This is a genomic window from Rhizobium sp. BK379 (assembly GCF_014193955.1).
Classification (GTDB): domain Bacteria; phylum Pseudomonadota; class Alphaproteobacteria; order Rhizobiales; family Rhizobiaceae; genus Rhizobium.
On sequence record NZ_JACIAD010000001.1, the window covers coordinates 727,325 to 742,286 of the forward strand.

The 14,962-nt window shown below is 63.1% G+C and carries 12 protein-coding genes and 1 pseudogene; 7 read left to right on the forward strand and 6 right to left on the reverse strand.

The window, feature by feature from the left end; all coding sequences use genetic code 11:
* Nucleotides 1-90 precede the first annotated feature (90 nt).
* Nucleotides 91-828, forward strand: a complete 738-nt coding sequence (locus tag FHT93_RS03745; RefSeq protein WP_183846133.1) for an SDR family oxidoreductase — start codon at nucleotides 91-93, stop codon at nucleotides 826-828.
* Between the two features lie 61 nt (nucleotides 829-889).
* Here the strand turns inward: FHT93_RS03745 and FHT93_RS03750 are convergent, their stop codons facing one another.
* Nucleotides 890-1,765, reverse strand: coding sequence for an NmrA/HSCARG family protein (locus FHT93_RS03750; protein WP_183846134.1), 876 nt, complete (start codon nucleotides 1,763-1,765; stop codon nucleotides 890-892).
* 127 nt (nucleotides 1,766-1,892) lie between these two features.
* Here FHT93_RS03750 and FHT93_RS03755 point away from each other — a divergent pair, with 127 nt between their 5' ends.
* The gene (locus FHT93_RS03755) at nucleotides 1,893-2,807 is read left to right on the forward strand and encodes a LysR family transcriptional regulator (RefSeq protein ID WP_183846135.1); all 915 of its coding nucleotides are present in this window, start codon (nucleotides 1,893-1,895) and stop codon (nucleotides 2,805-2,807) included.
* 72 nt (nucleotides 2,808-2,879) lie between these two features.
* Nucleotides 2,880-3,638, forward strand: coding sequence for an adenylate/guanylate cyclase domain-containing protein (locus FHT93_RS03760; RefSeq protein ID WP_183846136.1), 759 nt, complete (start codon nucleotides 2,880-2,882; stop codon nucleotides 3,636-3,638).
* 97 nt (nucleotides 3,639-3,735) lie between these two features.
* On the opposite strand, the gene FHT93_RS03765 is transcribed toward FHT93_RS03760, so the two are convergent.
* The 4 genes from FHT93_RS03765 to FHT93_RS03780 all read right to left on the reverse strand — a co-directional run bounded on the left by FHT93_RS03765 (nucleotide 3,736) and on the right by FHT93_RS03780 (nucleotide 7,672).
* On the reverse strand, nucleotides 3,736-5,217 hold the full coding sequence (locus FHT93_RS03765; RefSeq protein ID WP_112545987.1) for a sodium:solute symporter family protein: 1,482 nt from the start codon (nucleotides 5,215-5,217) through the stop codon (nucleotides 3,736-3,738).
* Nucleotides 5,207-5,407 (reverse strand): DUF3311 domain-containing protein, encoded by a 201-nt coding sequence (locus FHT93_RS03770; protein WP_112546004.1) that lies wholly within the window; start codon nucleotides 5,405-5,407, stop codon nucleotides 5,207-5,209. Before FHT93_RS03770 ends, FHT93_RS03765 begins: the two co-directional genes overlap by 11 nt.
* A 205-nt stretch (nucleotides 5,408-5,612) precedes the next feature.
* Nucleotides 5,613-6,260, reverse strand: a complete 648-nt coding sequence (locus FHT93_RS03775; RefSeq protein ID WP_113211492.1) for a response regulator transcription factor — start codon at nucleotides 6,258-6,260, stop codon at nucleotides 5,613-5,615.
* Nucleotides 6,261-6,301: 41 nt separating this feature from the next.
* On the reverse strand, nucleotides 6,302-7,672 hold the full coding sequence (locus FHT93_RS03780) for a cache domain-containing protein (protein WP_112545989.1): 1,371 nt from the start codon (nucleotides 7,670-7,672) through the stop codon (nucleotides 6,302-6,304).
* 112 nt (nucleotides 7,673-7,784) lie between these two features.
* On the opposite strand from FHT93_RS03780, the pseudogene FHT93_RS03785 reads away from it, so the two are divergent.
* The 4 genes and pseudogenes from FHT93_RS03785 to FHT93_RS03800 form a co-directional block, all read left to right on the forward strand.
* Nucleotides 7,785-7,883 (forward strand): annotated as a pseudogene (locus FHT93_RS03785) (adenylate/guanylate cyclase domain-containing protein); the annotation flags it as partial.
* Between the two features lie 68 nt (nucleotides 7,884-7,951).
* Nucleotides 7,952-8,521 carry a TetR/AcrR family transcriptional regulator gene (locus FHT93_RS03790; protein WP_112545990.1) on the forward strand — a complete coding sequence of 190 codons (570 nt, stop codon included), beginning with the start codon at nucleotides 7,952-7,954 and terminating at the stop codon, nucleotides 8,519-8,521.
* A 159-nt stretch (nucleotides 8,522-8,680) separates the two neighbouring features.
* Nucleotides 8,681-9,862, forward strand: coding sequence for an efflux RND transporter periplasmic adaptor subunit (locus FHT93_RS03795; protein ID WP_246781574.1), 1,182 nt, complete (start codon nucleotides 8,681-8,683; stop codon nucleotides 9,860-9,862).
* 6 nt (nucleotides 9,863-9,868) lie between these two features.
* Entirely contained in the window at nucleotides 9,869-13,027 is a 3,159-nt protein-coding gene (locus FHT93_RS03800; RefSeq protein ID WP_183846137.1) for an efflux RND transporter permease subunit, read from the forward strand.
* Nucleotides 13,028-13,213: 186 nt separating this feature from the next.
* Here the strand turns inward: FHT93_RS03800 and FHT93_RS03805 are convergent, their stop codons facing one another.
* On the reverse strand, nucleotides 13,214-14,812 hold the full coding sequence (locus FHT93_RS03805; protein WP_183846138.1) for an EAL domain-containing protein: 1,599 nt from the start codon (nucleotides 14,810-14,812) through the stop codon (nucleotides 13,214-13,216).
* Nucleotides 14,813-14,962 lie beyond the last annotated feature (150 nt).

Here is a 14,962-nt window from a genome sequence, read left to right on the forward strand (position 1 = left end):
TGGACGATCTCGACGAAATGACGGAGCCGGCAGCATAGATTCTCCGGCCTGACGCTGCAATCCTTGGCTAACGGACCAAGGAGAACGAAGATGTCACCGATCAAGGACAAGGTTATCGCCATCACCGGCACCAGCAGCGGCATCGGCGAAGCGACCGCGTTGATATTGGCGCAGCGCGGCGCCAGGGTGGTACTCGGTGCAAGGCGCAACGAAAAGCTGGAAGGGCTGGCCGAGCGCATCATCGCCGCCGGCGGCAAGGCCATCCATCGCGTCACCGATGTCAGGAAGCGCACGGATCTCGAAGCTCTCGTGGCACTTGCCTGCGACACCTACGGAAAGCTCGACGTGTTGATCAACAATGCCGGCATTGGACCGATCTCGCCGATGGACGAACTACGCGTCGAGGACTGGGAGGAAATGATCGACGTCAATATCAGGGGGCCGCTCTATGGCATCGCCGCCGCCCTGCCCGTCTTCCGTCGCCAGGGTTTCGGCCATTTCGTCAACACGCTGTCGACGGCGGGCATCACCATCAAGCCGACCATGGCCGTCTATGCCGGCACGAAGAATGCCATGCGCACCATTGCCGAGGGCCTGCGCCGGGAGGCCGGCCCGAACCTGCGCGTCACCAATATCTCGCCGGGCTTCATCAGGACCAATTTCGCAGACTCGCTGACCAGCCCGGCCGTGAAAGCCGGTATCACCAAAAGCATGGAGGAGATGGCGATTTCGCCCGATGCGATCGGCCGTGCCATCGCCTTTGCCATCGAGCAGCCCGAAGATGTCGACGTCGGCGATATCGTCATACGCCCGACGGCGCAGGGGTGAACCAATACGAAGCGGACCGGCTTCACGCCGGTCCGCGTCGCGGGGTATCGTCGCCTGCAGATCATTTCCCGTCGAGAACACTCCAGTCAAAGCCCTTCGCCCAGTCGGCATAGCTGTGCCAGCCGACCTCGGGGAAATCCCGGCGCAATGCCGCGATATCGGCGGAATAGCCCGTGCGGTCGAACCATTCGAACATCAGCGCCGCATCTTCGCTCTGCTGGCGCATGGCCGCAATCGGCAGTTCCTGGAAGCGGATCGGCCGGCCGATTGCCTCGGTCAGAACCTTCGCCTGCTCCTCGCCGGAGAGTTCGTCACCGGCAATATCGAACCGTTTTCCGAAGACCTGTTCGCGGCGTTCGGCAAGGGCGGCGACGAAATGGCCGATATCGTCGATGGCGATCTGCTGCAGCTTGCGGGCCGGCGGCAGGGCTGCGGCATAGACGCCTTGTTTCAGTCCGCCGATCGACCAGGGCGCCACGGTATTTTCCATGAAGGCGACCGGAGCCGAAATCGTATAGGGAATGCTGAGCCCGGCCACATGTTGCTCGACCAGATATTTGCTGTCGAAATGCGGAATGCCGGTCTTCCTGTCGGCATCACCGACCGAGCCGTAAATGAGATGGCCGATACCGGCCTCCCTCGCCGCATCGGCGGCAATGATACCCTGGCGCGTTTCCGCGTCGATGCCGGCCTCATAGCTGTTGCCCATCAGGTACATCGTATCGACGCCCTTTGCCGCCTGCACGACCGAAGCCTTGTCATCGAGATTTCCGGCGACCACTTCGACGCCTGTCGCGGCCAGCTGCCGGGCGGCATCGCTGTCAGGCCTGCGGGTCAGGCCCTTGACGCGGTGGCCGCGTGCAGCGAGCGCGCGGGCGACGGCGCCGCCCTGCTGGCCGGTCGCACCCGATACGAGAATGGTTCTGATATTGCTCATCGCTTGCTCCTTGATCGCGGCGGGACCCGTGTTCCCACCTGTCGTTGCTGATGAAGCAAAGTTAGGCATTGTCGCATTGAGCCATAATGGCCTACAACTGCAAAACATCGTCCCATCACAAGCACCAATGATCGATCTCAACGACATAGCGATCTTTGCCCGCGTCATCGAGACCGGCAGCTTCACGGCTGCCGCCCGGCTGCTAGGCATGCCCAAGACGACGGTGAGCCGCCGCATCGCCGCCCTGGAGCGCGAGCTTGGCGTGCGGCTGTTGCAGCGCACGACCCGCAGCCTCAACATGACCGATGCAGGGCGGCTCTATTACGCGGAAAGCAGCCAGGCGCTACGGCGGATCGAGGATGCCAACCTGCGGCTGGCCGAAGCGCGCGCCGAGCCTGCGGGCACGATCCGCATATCGGCGCCGGTCGGCTTCAGCAGCCACTTTCTGCAGGAGGCGATCTTCGACTTTCTGGCGACCTATGCCAAGGCGAGCGTCGAGCTGCGCCTGACCGACGAGCGGCTGAACTTGATCGACAACGGCATCGACCTCGCCTTCCGCACCGGACAGCTCGAAGATTCCACGCTGATTGCGCGGCGGCTCGGCACCACCTACCGCCTGCTCTGCGCCAGCCCCGCCTATCTCGCCCGTTCAGGCATACCGGCGACGCCGGCCGATCTCGCTAGCCATGACTGCGTCATCGCCGGGCCATCGGCCAGCCATGCCCAATGGCTGCTGGAAGGCCCGCACGGACAGGAAACGGTTTCGGTATCGGGGCGCTTCGCCGCCAATGAAATGCAGGCGGTCAAGGAAGCCGCCGTCGCCGGCTACGGCATCGCGCAGTTGCCCTACGGCGTCGCCTTTGGCTGCATCGCCGACGGGCGTCTGCAGCGCGTGCTCGACGGCCATAGGACGGCGTCGGGCGGATTGCATGTCGTCTATCCCAGCAGCAAGCACCTCTCGCCGCTGGTCCGCGCCTTCATCGAACTCGCCGAAAAGCGGCTGCATCAGGCCGACGCGCAGAATATTCTGCCGGTCTCCTAGCGCCCGGACACACGCTGTTGCCAAATGCGCCGGACTGGCGGAAGCTGCCATGACACGGGAGTAACGGCAGGCATGACGACAGCAGCCATCACAGGACATCATGCAAAACCCGGCAGCGCCGGCATCTGCCGCGGCTGCTGGGACCAGATGCACATGCCGATCCCGATCGGTGGCCCGCTCTCGCTGCCGCTGCGCGCCTTCGGCATCACCAGAAGCAAGATGAATCCCGATATCTGCACGATCTGCGAGCGCTCCTTCCAATATGTGAAGAAGCAGCGCCACATCACTTCGGGCGCAACGATCCTGTTTGCCGATATCAGGGGCTATACCGGCCTGTCGGAACGCATTGGCGCGGTTGAACTCAGCCAGATCGTCAGCCTGTTCCAGACCCGAGCGGCCGAGGCGATCTGGGCAAACGACGGCATCGTCAACAAGCAGATGGGCGACGGGCTGATGGCGATCTTCAACTTTCCCATCAAACGCGAAGATCATGCCGCAGCCGCAATCCGGGCCGGCAGGGATATCCAGCGCCTTTGCGGCGAAGCGCTGGCCGGCATCGATGTCAGCGAGCCGCTGGGCATCGGTGTCGGCATCCATACGGGCGATGTCCAGATCGGCGAATTCTCAAGCTTCCACAGCGATTTCACCGCGATCGGCGGCGTGGTCAACCAGGCGGCAAGACTGGAATCGCAGGCACAGCCGGGCGAGATCGTGGTCTCGGCCGAAGCGGCCCGTCAGGCGCCGGCGCTCATGACGGGGAGCGAGGTACGGATGCTCTCGCTGAAGGGCTTCGAGCAGCCGGTGGAGGCGCGCATTTTACCGGCGGAGTGAGCGCGGCGGATGCCTCCCCCGTATCGGGACTGTCCAGCCGCCCTCAAGCGGGGCGGCCGGGCGTTGGCGGCGACCTCGCGGTCGCCACCGGTCAGGATCATTGCTGGGTCTGAGGCCGTGTGGATTTCGCCAGCGCCGCGCTCAGAACCGCCGCGACGACGATGTTCGCCGCAAGGGCCAGAAGCCCGGTATAGACGGTGAAGCTCGCGCCTCCGATGGTCACCGCATGCAGCGGCTTCCAGCCCGCGTCCCAGACGAGATAGGTGCCGCCGAAGAAGCCGACGAACCAGCCGGCGAGCAGGCCGGGTGCGCGGAACCAGCCGGTATAGAGGCCGAAGACCAGGGCCGGCAGCGTCTGCAGGATCCAGATGCCGCCGAGCAATTGCAGGTCGAGGGCAAACTGCGTCGGCAGGAAGAGGATCACGAGCAGCGCACCGATCTTGACGATGAGCGACGTGATCTTTGCGACCTTGGCCTCGCCCGCCGGAGACACGGCGGGATCGACGTAAGCCTTCCAGAAATTGCGGGTGAAGAGATTGGCCGCACCGATGCTCATGACCGCAGCCGGCACCAGCGCGCCGATGGCGATGGCCGCGAAGGAAAAGCCTGCAAACCAGCTGGAGAACAGGGTCTTGAACAGCGCGGGAACGACGTCGTTGGCGCTGTCCAGCTGCAGATGCGCGGCATGGCCCATGTAGCCGAGCAGCGCCAGCAGGCCGAGCAGCAGCGTATAGGCCGGCAGCAGCACCGCATTCTTGCGGATCGTGTTGCCGCTGTTGGAGGCGAAGATGCCGGTCAGCGTATGTGGATACATGAAGGCGGCAAGCGCCGAGCCCAGCGCCAGCGTCGCATAGGCGACATACTGGTTGGAGGCGAGCAGCAGGCTTCCCGAGCCCTTGGCCTGGAAGGCGGCATCGGCGGCATTGAAGACATTGGCGTAGCCGCCGAGCTTCGAGGGGATCAGTGCCACGGCGGCAATCACCACGATATAGATCATGATGTCCTTGACGAAGGCGATCAGCGCCGGTGCGCGCAGGCCCGCGGAATAGGTGTAGAGCGCCAGCACGATGAAGGCGATGGCGAGCGGCAGTTCGCCATGCAGGCCGAGCGCCTTGAGCACTGCCGTCATGCCGACGAGCTGCAGGGCGATATAGGGCATGGTGGCGATGACGCCGGTGGCCGCTACGGCAAGTTCCAGCCCCCGTGAACCGTACTGGCCGTGCACGACGTCGGCAGCGGTGACATAGCCGAACTCCTTCGCCCGCTTCCACAGCACCGGCATGACCATGAAGACGAAGGGATAGACGATGATCGTATAGGGCAGCGCGAAGAAACCGTAGGCGCCGACCGTATAGACGAGCGCCGGCACGGCGATGACCGTGTAGGCGGTGTAGAAATCGCCGCCGACGAGGAACCAGGTGATCCAGGTGCCGAACGAGCGGCCGCCGAGACCCCATTCATCGATATGGGCAAGCGTTTCGGGCTTGCGCCAGCGGGCGGCGACGAAGCCCATGATTGTGACCAGGACGAAGAAGAAGATGAAGACGGAGAGCGCCGTTACGTTGATGTCACTCCCCATCGCGCGTGCTCCTGTAGGCGACCCAGATCAGGGCTGCGGTGATCGGCACCCAGAGCAGCTGATACCAGTAGAAGAAGGGGAAGCCGAAGAGTTCCGGCTCGCGGAAATTGTAGAACGGCACCCAAAGGAGGCCGATATAGGGGATGAGCAGCAGCCAGAGCGCCGCCTTCCCGGTCGATTTCTGATTCACAATGATATCCTCTCGTCCTGAGCGCCCGGGCGCCTGCCCGGCCAGACGGAGAAAGATCTTGGGCCGACCCGGCGGCAAAGCCGCGGCGGGTCGTATGGCTGGCGGATTTTTCTCCCCTGGGCACAGATCCTCCGCTGTGCGCAAGCCTTGCTAGAACAGGCAGCGCACGCGCCTCAAGACGCGCGGCGGGGATGTTGGCGCCGGACTACCCACTGGTGGGTAGCTCCGCCAGCGCATCGGGATGCTCCAGTACGAAGCGCACGAGATCAGCGGTCGTGGAGACGCCGAGCTTGCGCTTGAGGTGCTTGCGGTGCGTCTCGACGGTCGCCTCGCTGATTCCGAGTTCGTCGCCGATCTCGCGATTGCTCTTGCCCGCAGCCACCAGCCGCGCCACCTCGTGTTCGCGCCGGGTCAGGCGTTCGCCTGTCGGCAGCGGACCGGTGTTGAGCAGCAGATCCCTCACGCCGCTGGAAAAATAGGTCTGCCCGCCCGCCACCGTCACGATCGCCTCCACGACCTCTGACGTCGGTACCTCCTTGAGCACGTAGCCCGCAGCACCGCGCATGATCGAAGACGAAATATACTCCCGGCTGTCGTGCATCGACAGCATGACGATACGGCTTTCCGGGCTCTCGGCCTTGATCAGCGTTATGGCGTCGATGCCGCTGGTCTTCGGCATGTTGATATCGAGGAGCACGACGCGCGGGCGCAGTGCCCGCAGGAGCGGCAGCGCCTCGGCCACGTCGTTTGCGCCGCCAACGACGCTGACGCTGTCGTAGGTGTCGAGAACCTTCCTCAGCCCGTCGACCACGACGGGATGGTTGTCGACCAGGAACACGGTGATCGGCGCCATCTTCGTCCGCCCCTTTCATACGGCCGCTTCAAGCGGCCATCTCATGCTGCTTTTGTCGCAGCGTCCGCTCGTGCTGCCGATCGCGGCAGCATCACCTGCAATTTCGTGCCTTTTTCCGTTCCGCCGATAATCACCATCCCGCCGAAATGCGCAACACGCTCGCGGATATTCTGCAGACCGAGCCCTTCGTTCTGCCTGATGAAGCCGGACGGCAGGCCGAGGCCGTTATCGGCGATCTGCATCCTGGCGCGCCCGTTCTCGCTCCATAGCCTGATTTCCAGCGCCGTGGCCTTCGAATGCCGTTCCACATTGTTCAGCGCCTCCTGGGTGACGCGAAAAAGAGCCGTGCGCGCGTCGGGCGAGAGATCGTCCACGAAGCTCTCCATGTCCATCGTCAGCGCCAGCCCGGTGCGCAGCGAGAATTTCTCCGCCAGGTTCTTGATGGCGGCAGCCAGCCCCATATCGTCAAGGACGCGCGGCCGCAGGTCATGCGAGATTTCGCGGATCTCGCGGATCGTGGCATTGAGCCCCTTGACGCTTTCGTCGATCGCCTCTTTCAGCTCCGTCGTTTCCGCATGTCGCCCCGCAAGCTCCATCGCGAAGCGCACGCCGAGCATGTCCTGCGAGATGCCGTCGTGCAGCTCCCGCGCCAGCCTCGCCCGTTCGGATTCCTGCGTGTCGATCACGCGCTGCGTCAGCTGCTTCAGCGCCCCGTCTGCCATCCGGCGCTCGTCGAGCGTCAGATAGAGACAGGTCGAAAAGACGATCACCACCGCCGGTACGGCAAATAGCGCGACGATGATGAAACTCTGCCGCGTGCGCTCGCGCAGCGCCGCGTTGGCCGCCGAGGTCTGGACCGCGACATCGTCCAGATAGGCGCCGGTACCCAGCACCCAGCCCCATTTGGGAAGCGCCACCACATAGGAGATCTTGTCGGCGACGGCCTCGGTGGAGGGTTTCTGCCACTTGTAGCGGTGATAGCCACCGCCGCTTCTGGCGGCAGCGACAAGCTCGCGGATGACCCGGTCGCCGTCAGGGTCCACCAGCGTCATCCAGTTCCTGCCGTTGCGGAACGCCTGCCGGGGATGGACGACATTGTTGCCGGCATAGTCGTAGACGAAGAAATATCCGTCCTTGCCGTAGTCGAGCGAATTCAGGATCGCGGCGACGCGCTCCTTGGCGGCGTCGTCATCCACCCCCGCGCCGTCGTAGGTCGACTGGATGGATGACATTGCCACACCGACGAGATTGGCGATCTCCCCTTCCTTCGAGCGCAGCATCGCTTCCTCGAACGCGGCCGAATTGCTGCGTGCAAGCTTGGCCGACTGCCAGGTGAGCAGCATGGTGACCGCGAGCGTGACCACGATCAGGGGGCCGACAGCGAGGACCAGGATTTTCGATCTGAACGTCATTGATACTCTTCCCGTCGTTCAACCGGCGGCACAGCGGCCCCTGGTCCTTGTGACGGAGTTTTGCCTTCGCCACAACATCGCCGGCCAGCCGCTCGACATCGGCGCCGGCATACAGATCGGAGAATTCTCCAGCTTCCACAGCAATTTCACCGCGATCGGCGGCGTGGTCAACCAGGCGGCAAAGGCGCAATCGCAGGCGCGGCCGGGCAAAAAACAAAAGCACTTGTATTTAAATCCGAACGTTCGTATTTTTATCCATGAAAACCGGGGCCCATATCTGTGACGCGAACGCGCAAGATCACCACTGACGATATTCTGGATGCTGCAGAGCGCGTGGTCGTGCGCGCTGGCGCGGCCGGGCTTTCGATCGATGCGGTCGCAAAGGAAGCCGGCGTCAGCAAGTCGCGCGTCGTCTATGACCACAAGACCAAGAGCGCGCTTCTGGAAGCGCTGGTCGATCGTCGTGTCGGGGCAGATGTCGCCCATATGCAGGAATGCGTTGACGCCGCGACGGATACCCCTCACCCGGAGCTTTACGGCCGCATTGCCGCTGCCGACAAGACGCTCGACGATACCGACCGCGCCGTGGCAATGGCGATCAGCGCCTCCATGTCGAGCGAGGAAAACCTGCAGCAGATCATCCGCAAATGGGTGGTGAGCGATCTGGCGGCCATGGCCGCCGGGCCGAAGCCGCGAGCAGCCTTGATGGCCTATCTGGCGCTGACCGGCTTCTATTGTACCGAACTTTTCGATTTCCACCGCTGGAGCGGTGGCGAGCGCCAGCAGCTGCTCGAGGATATCCGTAACGTCTACACAACGTTTCGCGAGCCTCCTGAAACGAAGAGCTGACCCTAGTTAAACTCCAAACCGGTTCCGGGAATGCCGTTGAGCGGTCTTTCCGATGGGAACTGCTTGGGAAAAATGACCTGAACAAGCCGCCCGGGGGGCGGCCAAAAAGGGAAAAGACTGATGTTGCGCAAGACCAGACTGCCGCGCCTCAAGGCGATCATGGCAGCCACCGCCCTCCTCGCATTCACCGCTGGTGAGACGCTGGCGCAGGAGGGCATGCAGATGCCGCCGGCCGCCGTCGGCGTCGTCGAGCTGAAGGCCCATGCCGTGCCTGTGGTCAACGAGCTGCCGGGCCGCATTGCCGCCACCCGTGTTTCGGAAGTGCGCGCCCGCGTCTCCGGCATCCTGCAGGAGCGCGTCTTCGAGCAAGGCACATTGGTCAAGCAGGGCGACGTGCTCTACCGCATCGATCCACGCATCTTCCGCGTCCGCGTCGCGAGCGCCGAAGCGACGTTGCAGCGCGCCAAGGCCACGCAGCAGAATGCCCGCCTGCAGCTGCAGCGCCAGCAGAACCTGAAGGAGCGCAATATCGCGACCGGCATCGATTACGATACGGCCGCCGTCGCCGTCGCCCAGGCCGATGCCGATGTGGCAAGCGCCGAAGCCGGCCTCGACGAAGCCAAGATCAATCTCGATTACACCGAGGTCCGCGCGCCTATTTCAGGCATCATCGGCGGTGCGCTGGTGACCGAGGGCGCGCTCGTGACCGCCGACGGCACCTCCAATCTGGCGCTCATCCAGCAGGTCGACCCCGTCTATGCCGACTTCACCCAGTCGGCCCAGGATCTCCTGAACCTCAAGCGCGCGGTCGCCGACGGCAAGCTTGCCAGCACCGCACCCGGCGAAGCCCGCGTCGAACTCGTCTTCGACGATGGCAGCCTCTATGCCGAGCCCGGCCGGCTGCTCTTTGCCAGCGCCAATGTCGACCCCAATACCGGACAGGTGACGCTGCGCGCCGAATTCCCCAACAAGCATGGCGATCTCCTGCCCGGCATGTATGTGCGCGTGCGCATCGAACAGGCCGTGCGCCAGGATGCGCTGACCGTGCCGCAGCGGGCTGTCACGCGAAACGAAGCCGGCCAGGCGCAGGTCTATGTGCTCGCCGAAGGCAACAAGGCGGAGCTTCGCCCCGTCACGCTCGGCCAGGTTCTCGGCTCCGAATGGGTCGTCGAGACAGGCCTGAAGCCCGGCGAAACCGTGATTGCCGATGGCGTGCAGAAGGTGCAGCCCGGCGCGACTGTCGCGCCCGAACCCTGGAAGCCGGACGCCCCGGCGGACACTTCCGCCGCACCAGCGGATGCTTCCGCGAGTGCCCCTGCTCCGGCAAAGACGGCGGAGTAAGAGCTCATGGCACAATTCTTCATCCGCAGGCCGATCCTGGCCTGGGTCTTCGCATTGTTCATTTCGATTGCCGGCATCATCGCAATCCCCTTCCTGCCGGTCTCGCAATATCCGAAGGTCGCTCCGCCGCAGCTTTCGATCTCCACCTCCTATCCAGGTGCCTCACCGCAGGAAATCTATCAGGGCGTCACCCGCCAGATCGAGGATGAGCTGAACGGCGTCGAAGGCCTGATGTATTTCGAATCGACCTCGGACAATTCCGGCTCGGTCAGCATCAACGCCACCTTCCGCGCCGGCACGGATATCGACCAGGCCTCGGTCGATGTGCAGAACGCCATCCGCCGCGTCGAAGCCCGCCTGCCCGCGACCGTGCGTTCGCAGGGCATCAACGTCGAAGAGGCAAGCTCCGGCTTCCTGATGTTCATCGCGCTGACCTCGACGGACGGCACCCGCGATGAAGTGGCGCTCGGCGATTACATCACCCGCAACATCATCGGCGAACTGCGCCGCATCGATGGTGTCGGCCGCGCCCAGCTCTTTGCCGCCCAGCGCGCGCTCCGCGTCTGGATCGATCCCGACAAGATGGTCGGCCTGAACCTCACGACCGACGACATCAACAACGCCATCACCGCCCAGAACGCCCAGGTCGCCGCCGGCCAGATCGGCGCCGCACCGAACCCGGTCACCCAGGACCTGACCGCAACCGTTCTCGTGCAGGGCCAACTGCAGACCCCGCAGCAATTCGGCGAGATCATCCTGCGCGCCAATCCCGATGGCTCCACCGTGCGCCTCAAGGATGTCGCCCGCGTCGAACAGGGTGCCGAATCCTACAATTTCACCAGCCGCCTGAACGGCCAGCCGAGTGCGGCGATCGCCATCCAGCTCTCGTCGACCGGTAACGCCGTTGCCGTCTCCAACGCCGTCAACGCGAAGATGAAGGAGCTTTCGCGCTTCTTCCCGTCGGGTATCGAATATTCCGTTCCCTACGATACCAGCCCCTTCGTCTCGGCCTCGATCGAGAAGGTCATCCACACGCTGATCGAGGCCGTCGCCCTCGTCTTCGTGGTCATGTTCATCTTCCTGCAGAATTTCCGCTACACGGTCATCCCGACCCTCGTCGTGCCGGTGGCGCTGCTCGGCACCTGCGCGGTCATGTATGCGACCGGATTTTCGATCAACGTGCTCACCATGTTCGCCATGGTGCTGGCGATCGGCATCCTCGTCGATGACGCGATCGTCGTCGTCGAAAATGTCGAGCGCATCATGGCCGAGGAAGGGCTGTCACCCAAGGCGGCCGCCCAGAAGGCGATGGGCCAGATCACCGGCGCCATTCTCGGCATCACGCTGGTTCTCTCCTGCGTCTTCATTCCCATGGCCTTCTTCCCCGGCTCGACCGGCATCATCTACCGCCAGTTCTCGCTGACCATGGTCGTCTCGATCCTGTTCTCGGCCTTCCTGGCGCTGTCGCTGACGCCGGCCCTTTGCGCCACCTTCCTGAAACCGATCAAGCAGGGCCATCATGGCAAACGCGGAATCGGCGGCTGGTTCAACCGCAATTTCGAGCGCATCACCGCGGGCTATTCGACGACGGTGACAGGCATGGCGCGCCGCGCCGGGCGCATGATGATCGTCTATCTCGCCCTCGTCATCGGCCTCGGCTACCTCTTCATCAACCTGCCGACCGCCTTCGTCCCGGATGAAGACCAGGGCTTCATGATCGTCGATATCCAGGGCCCGCCGGAAGCGAGCGCCAACCGCACGATCGAATCCATTAAGCAGGTGGAAAAGATCTTCCGCACCGAATCCGCCGTCGAGAATATCGTGGCGATCCAGGGCTTCTCCTTCTCGGGCAACGGCGCCAATGCCGCGCTTGCCTTCGTGACGCTGAAGGACTGGGCGGACCGCGGCCCCGGGAACACCGTGCAGGAAATCGCCAACCGCGTGAACGGCCAGCTCTTCGCCCTGAAGGATGCCACCACCTTCGCGCTCTCGCCGCCGCCGATCGAAGGCTTCGGCGCCACTGGCGGCTTCTCCTTCCGCCTGCAGGACCGCGGCGGCAAGGGCCAGACCGCCCTTGTCGAGGCGGCCGGCCAGTTGATGCAGATGGCGGGCAAAAGCCCGGTTCTGACGGGCATGCGCGTCGAAGGCATGCCGGATGCCGCCCAGGTGCTGATGGTGATCGACCGCGAAAAGGCCAACACCTTCGGCATCTCCTTCGCCGATATCAACAACGCCATCACCGCCAATCTCGGCTCGTCCTATATCAACGACTATCCGAATACCGGCCGCATGCAGCGCGTCATCGTGCAGGCGGATGACCGCGCCCGCCTGCAGATCGACGACGTGATGAAGATCAACGTGCGCAACGCGAGCGGCGGCATGGTGCCGCTCTCCTCCTTCGCCATTGCCCAATGGCAGAAGGGCGCACCGCAGATCGTCGGCTATAACGGCTATCCGACCGTGCGCATCTCCGGCGCGCCGGCTCCCGGCCAGTCCTCGGGTGCGGCAATCGCCGAAATGGAGCGTCTGGCTTCCCAGCTTCCCGAAGGCTTCGGCTTCGAATGGTCCGGCCAGTCGGCGGAAGAAATCACGTCAGGCAGCCAGGCGCCGATCCTCTTCAGCCTGTCGATCCTCTTCGTCTTCCTGCTTCTGGCAGGTCTCTACGAAAGCTGGTCGATCCCGCTCTCGGTCATGCTGGTCGTGCCCCTCGGCGTCATCGGCGCGGTCGCGGCCGTGATGCTGCGTGATATGCCCAACGACATCTACTTCAAGGTGGGCCTCATCGCGATCATCGGCCTATCCGCCAAGAACGCCATCCTGATCGTGGAATTCGCCAAGGATTATTACGCCGAAGGCAAATCCCTGCTGGATTCGGCGATAGAAGCCGCCCGCGTCCGCTTCCGCCCGATCATCATGACCTCGCTCGCCTTCACCCTCGGCGTCGTGCCGCTGGCAATCGCGACAGGCCCGAGCGCGGCGAGCCAGAACGCCATCGGCACCGGCGTGCTGGGCGGCATGATCTCGGCTACGGTGCTGGCCATCTTCTTCGTCCCGGCCTTCTTCGTCTTCGTGCTGAAGCTGATGAGGACAAAACGACCGGTCACTGAGCAGGAAACGCCCGCACCACAGGAAACCCCGCCAAACGCCCCGACCGTCCACCCCTGACCGCAGCGGCCGGTGCGTCATGCCTCCCGGGCTCCCTTGAGGGCCTGGGAGGCAGTTTCGAAGCCCGATCTACAGCAATGCGCCACATGGGGCCGAACGCGAACGCCCCAATCCTCCCCACGAATAGCAGGTCGGAGGGCGGGCCACGTGCCCGATAGCGGTTGTCGGAAATTTCGATTTTCCGGATCAAACCGACTTGACGAGCCGAATGATCGCCGGCGCCGGTCCGAATTTGGCGATCGAGGTCTTGCGAAAATCCAGGAAGTCCTGCGCCGCAAGCGCCTTGGAGAAAAGCCAGCCCTGGCCGAACGAGACGCCGTGCTCGCGCAGATAGGCGGCCTGCTCTTCCGTTTCGACACCTTCCGCAACGGCGAACAGTCCAAGCTCCTGTGCCATCTCGATAATATGCAGGGTTACGGAACTCGTCGCTGTGCCCCGCCCAATCATGTCGATGAAGGATTTGTCGATCTTCAGCGCATCCACAGGCAGCCCCTGGAGATATTGGAGGCTGGAATAGCCCGTCCCGAAATCGTCGATGGCAACCGAGTGGCCGGCTTTTCGTGCCCTCTCCAGATTCGTCCGGGCGGCTTCGACGTCCATGAAGCCCCTCTCTGTCGCCTCCAGCCAGATCTGCTCGTTGTGAATATCCGTGTTCTGAAGCTTTTCGGCGATCATGTCGATGAAGCGGCCCGATTTGATATCGGCCGCGCAGAGATTGATCGCGATATGCAGCCCCCTGTCGCTGGCGAGAACCGCTGACATATCCTTTACCACCGCCTCGACCACCTGATCAGTGATCGGCATAATCAGCCCCGTTTCCTCCGCAAGCGGGATGAAGAGATCGGGGCGGACCATGCTGCCATCCCGTTGCCGCCATCGCACCAGCGCCTCGGCGCCCACGCAGACACCCGTCGCCAGCTCGATGATAGGCTGGTAATGCACGATGAACTGCCGTCTGTGGATCGCAAACTCCAATTCGGCCCGCGGCGACAGCTTTCCCCTGGAAAACACCACGACCACAGCCACGATGAACGCGGCGATGAAAAGGCCGACCGGAAGAAACAAGGTCAGCTCCCGGCGAAGCTGGCCGTAGACCATGCTTGTCTGCTCCGAAGTCACAGCGACGACACCACCGCCGGATACCGACGCAAACATCCTCTCGCCGTCGATGCCCGTGACCTTGTTGTCGATATGCTGGCGGGCGAACGAAATATCCGGATCGTTGCTTCCATCGATCAGCAGCCCGCTTTTGTTGAAAAGCGCAAGTGATATGCCGCGGCCAAGCTCGACATCGACAAACCTTGAAGGCGTCACAAGGACATTGTGATTGCCCAGGTGCAGCGCCGTCATATGTTTCCCTCGGCTTACAATAGGCAGAATGCGAAGAGATACCTCCACGCCGTCAGCGGTCGTGTAATCCACACGCGGTTTCGCGATATCGGCTTCCGTGACGCCCCATGACGTGCACTTAAGCTTGCCATCTTCGAAATAGCCGATCTCCTCCACAGACGCCGTATTTATGGTCAGCACGCGCATGAGCGCGATGTGCTGCGGCGAGCAGGGAGTGACATTTGCGGCATCCACTTCGGCAAGTGCTGCGCGCGCATCGGAAAAAGTGAAACTTGCCCGCTCGACAGCGTCTTCGGCCTGTCGCTGAAGGCCCGACAGTTCCTTGCCGATCGCAATCTGCCATGAGGCATAGGCCATGACCGCCAGCGGCGCGACCGCCCCGACGACAGCAAGCACTATGCCCAGCGTGATGACACGATACCGTCTGGCTTGCATGAGTCACCTATAATTCAACTATAAGAACATAATCAGCAAGCATTAATCAAGAGGCAAACCAGCGGTCGATATTGTGTGGAAACATCGCCAAGGGGTTTCTTCTCAGCTGCCGCAGGAACCGCCATGAAAACCGGCGGCGTGAAGGCCGTC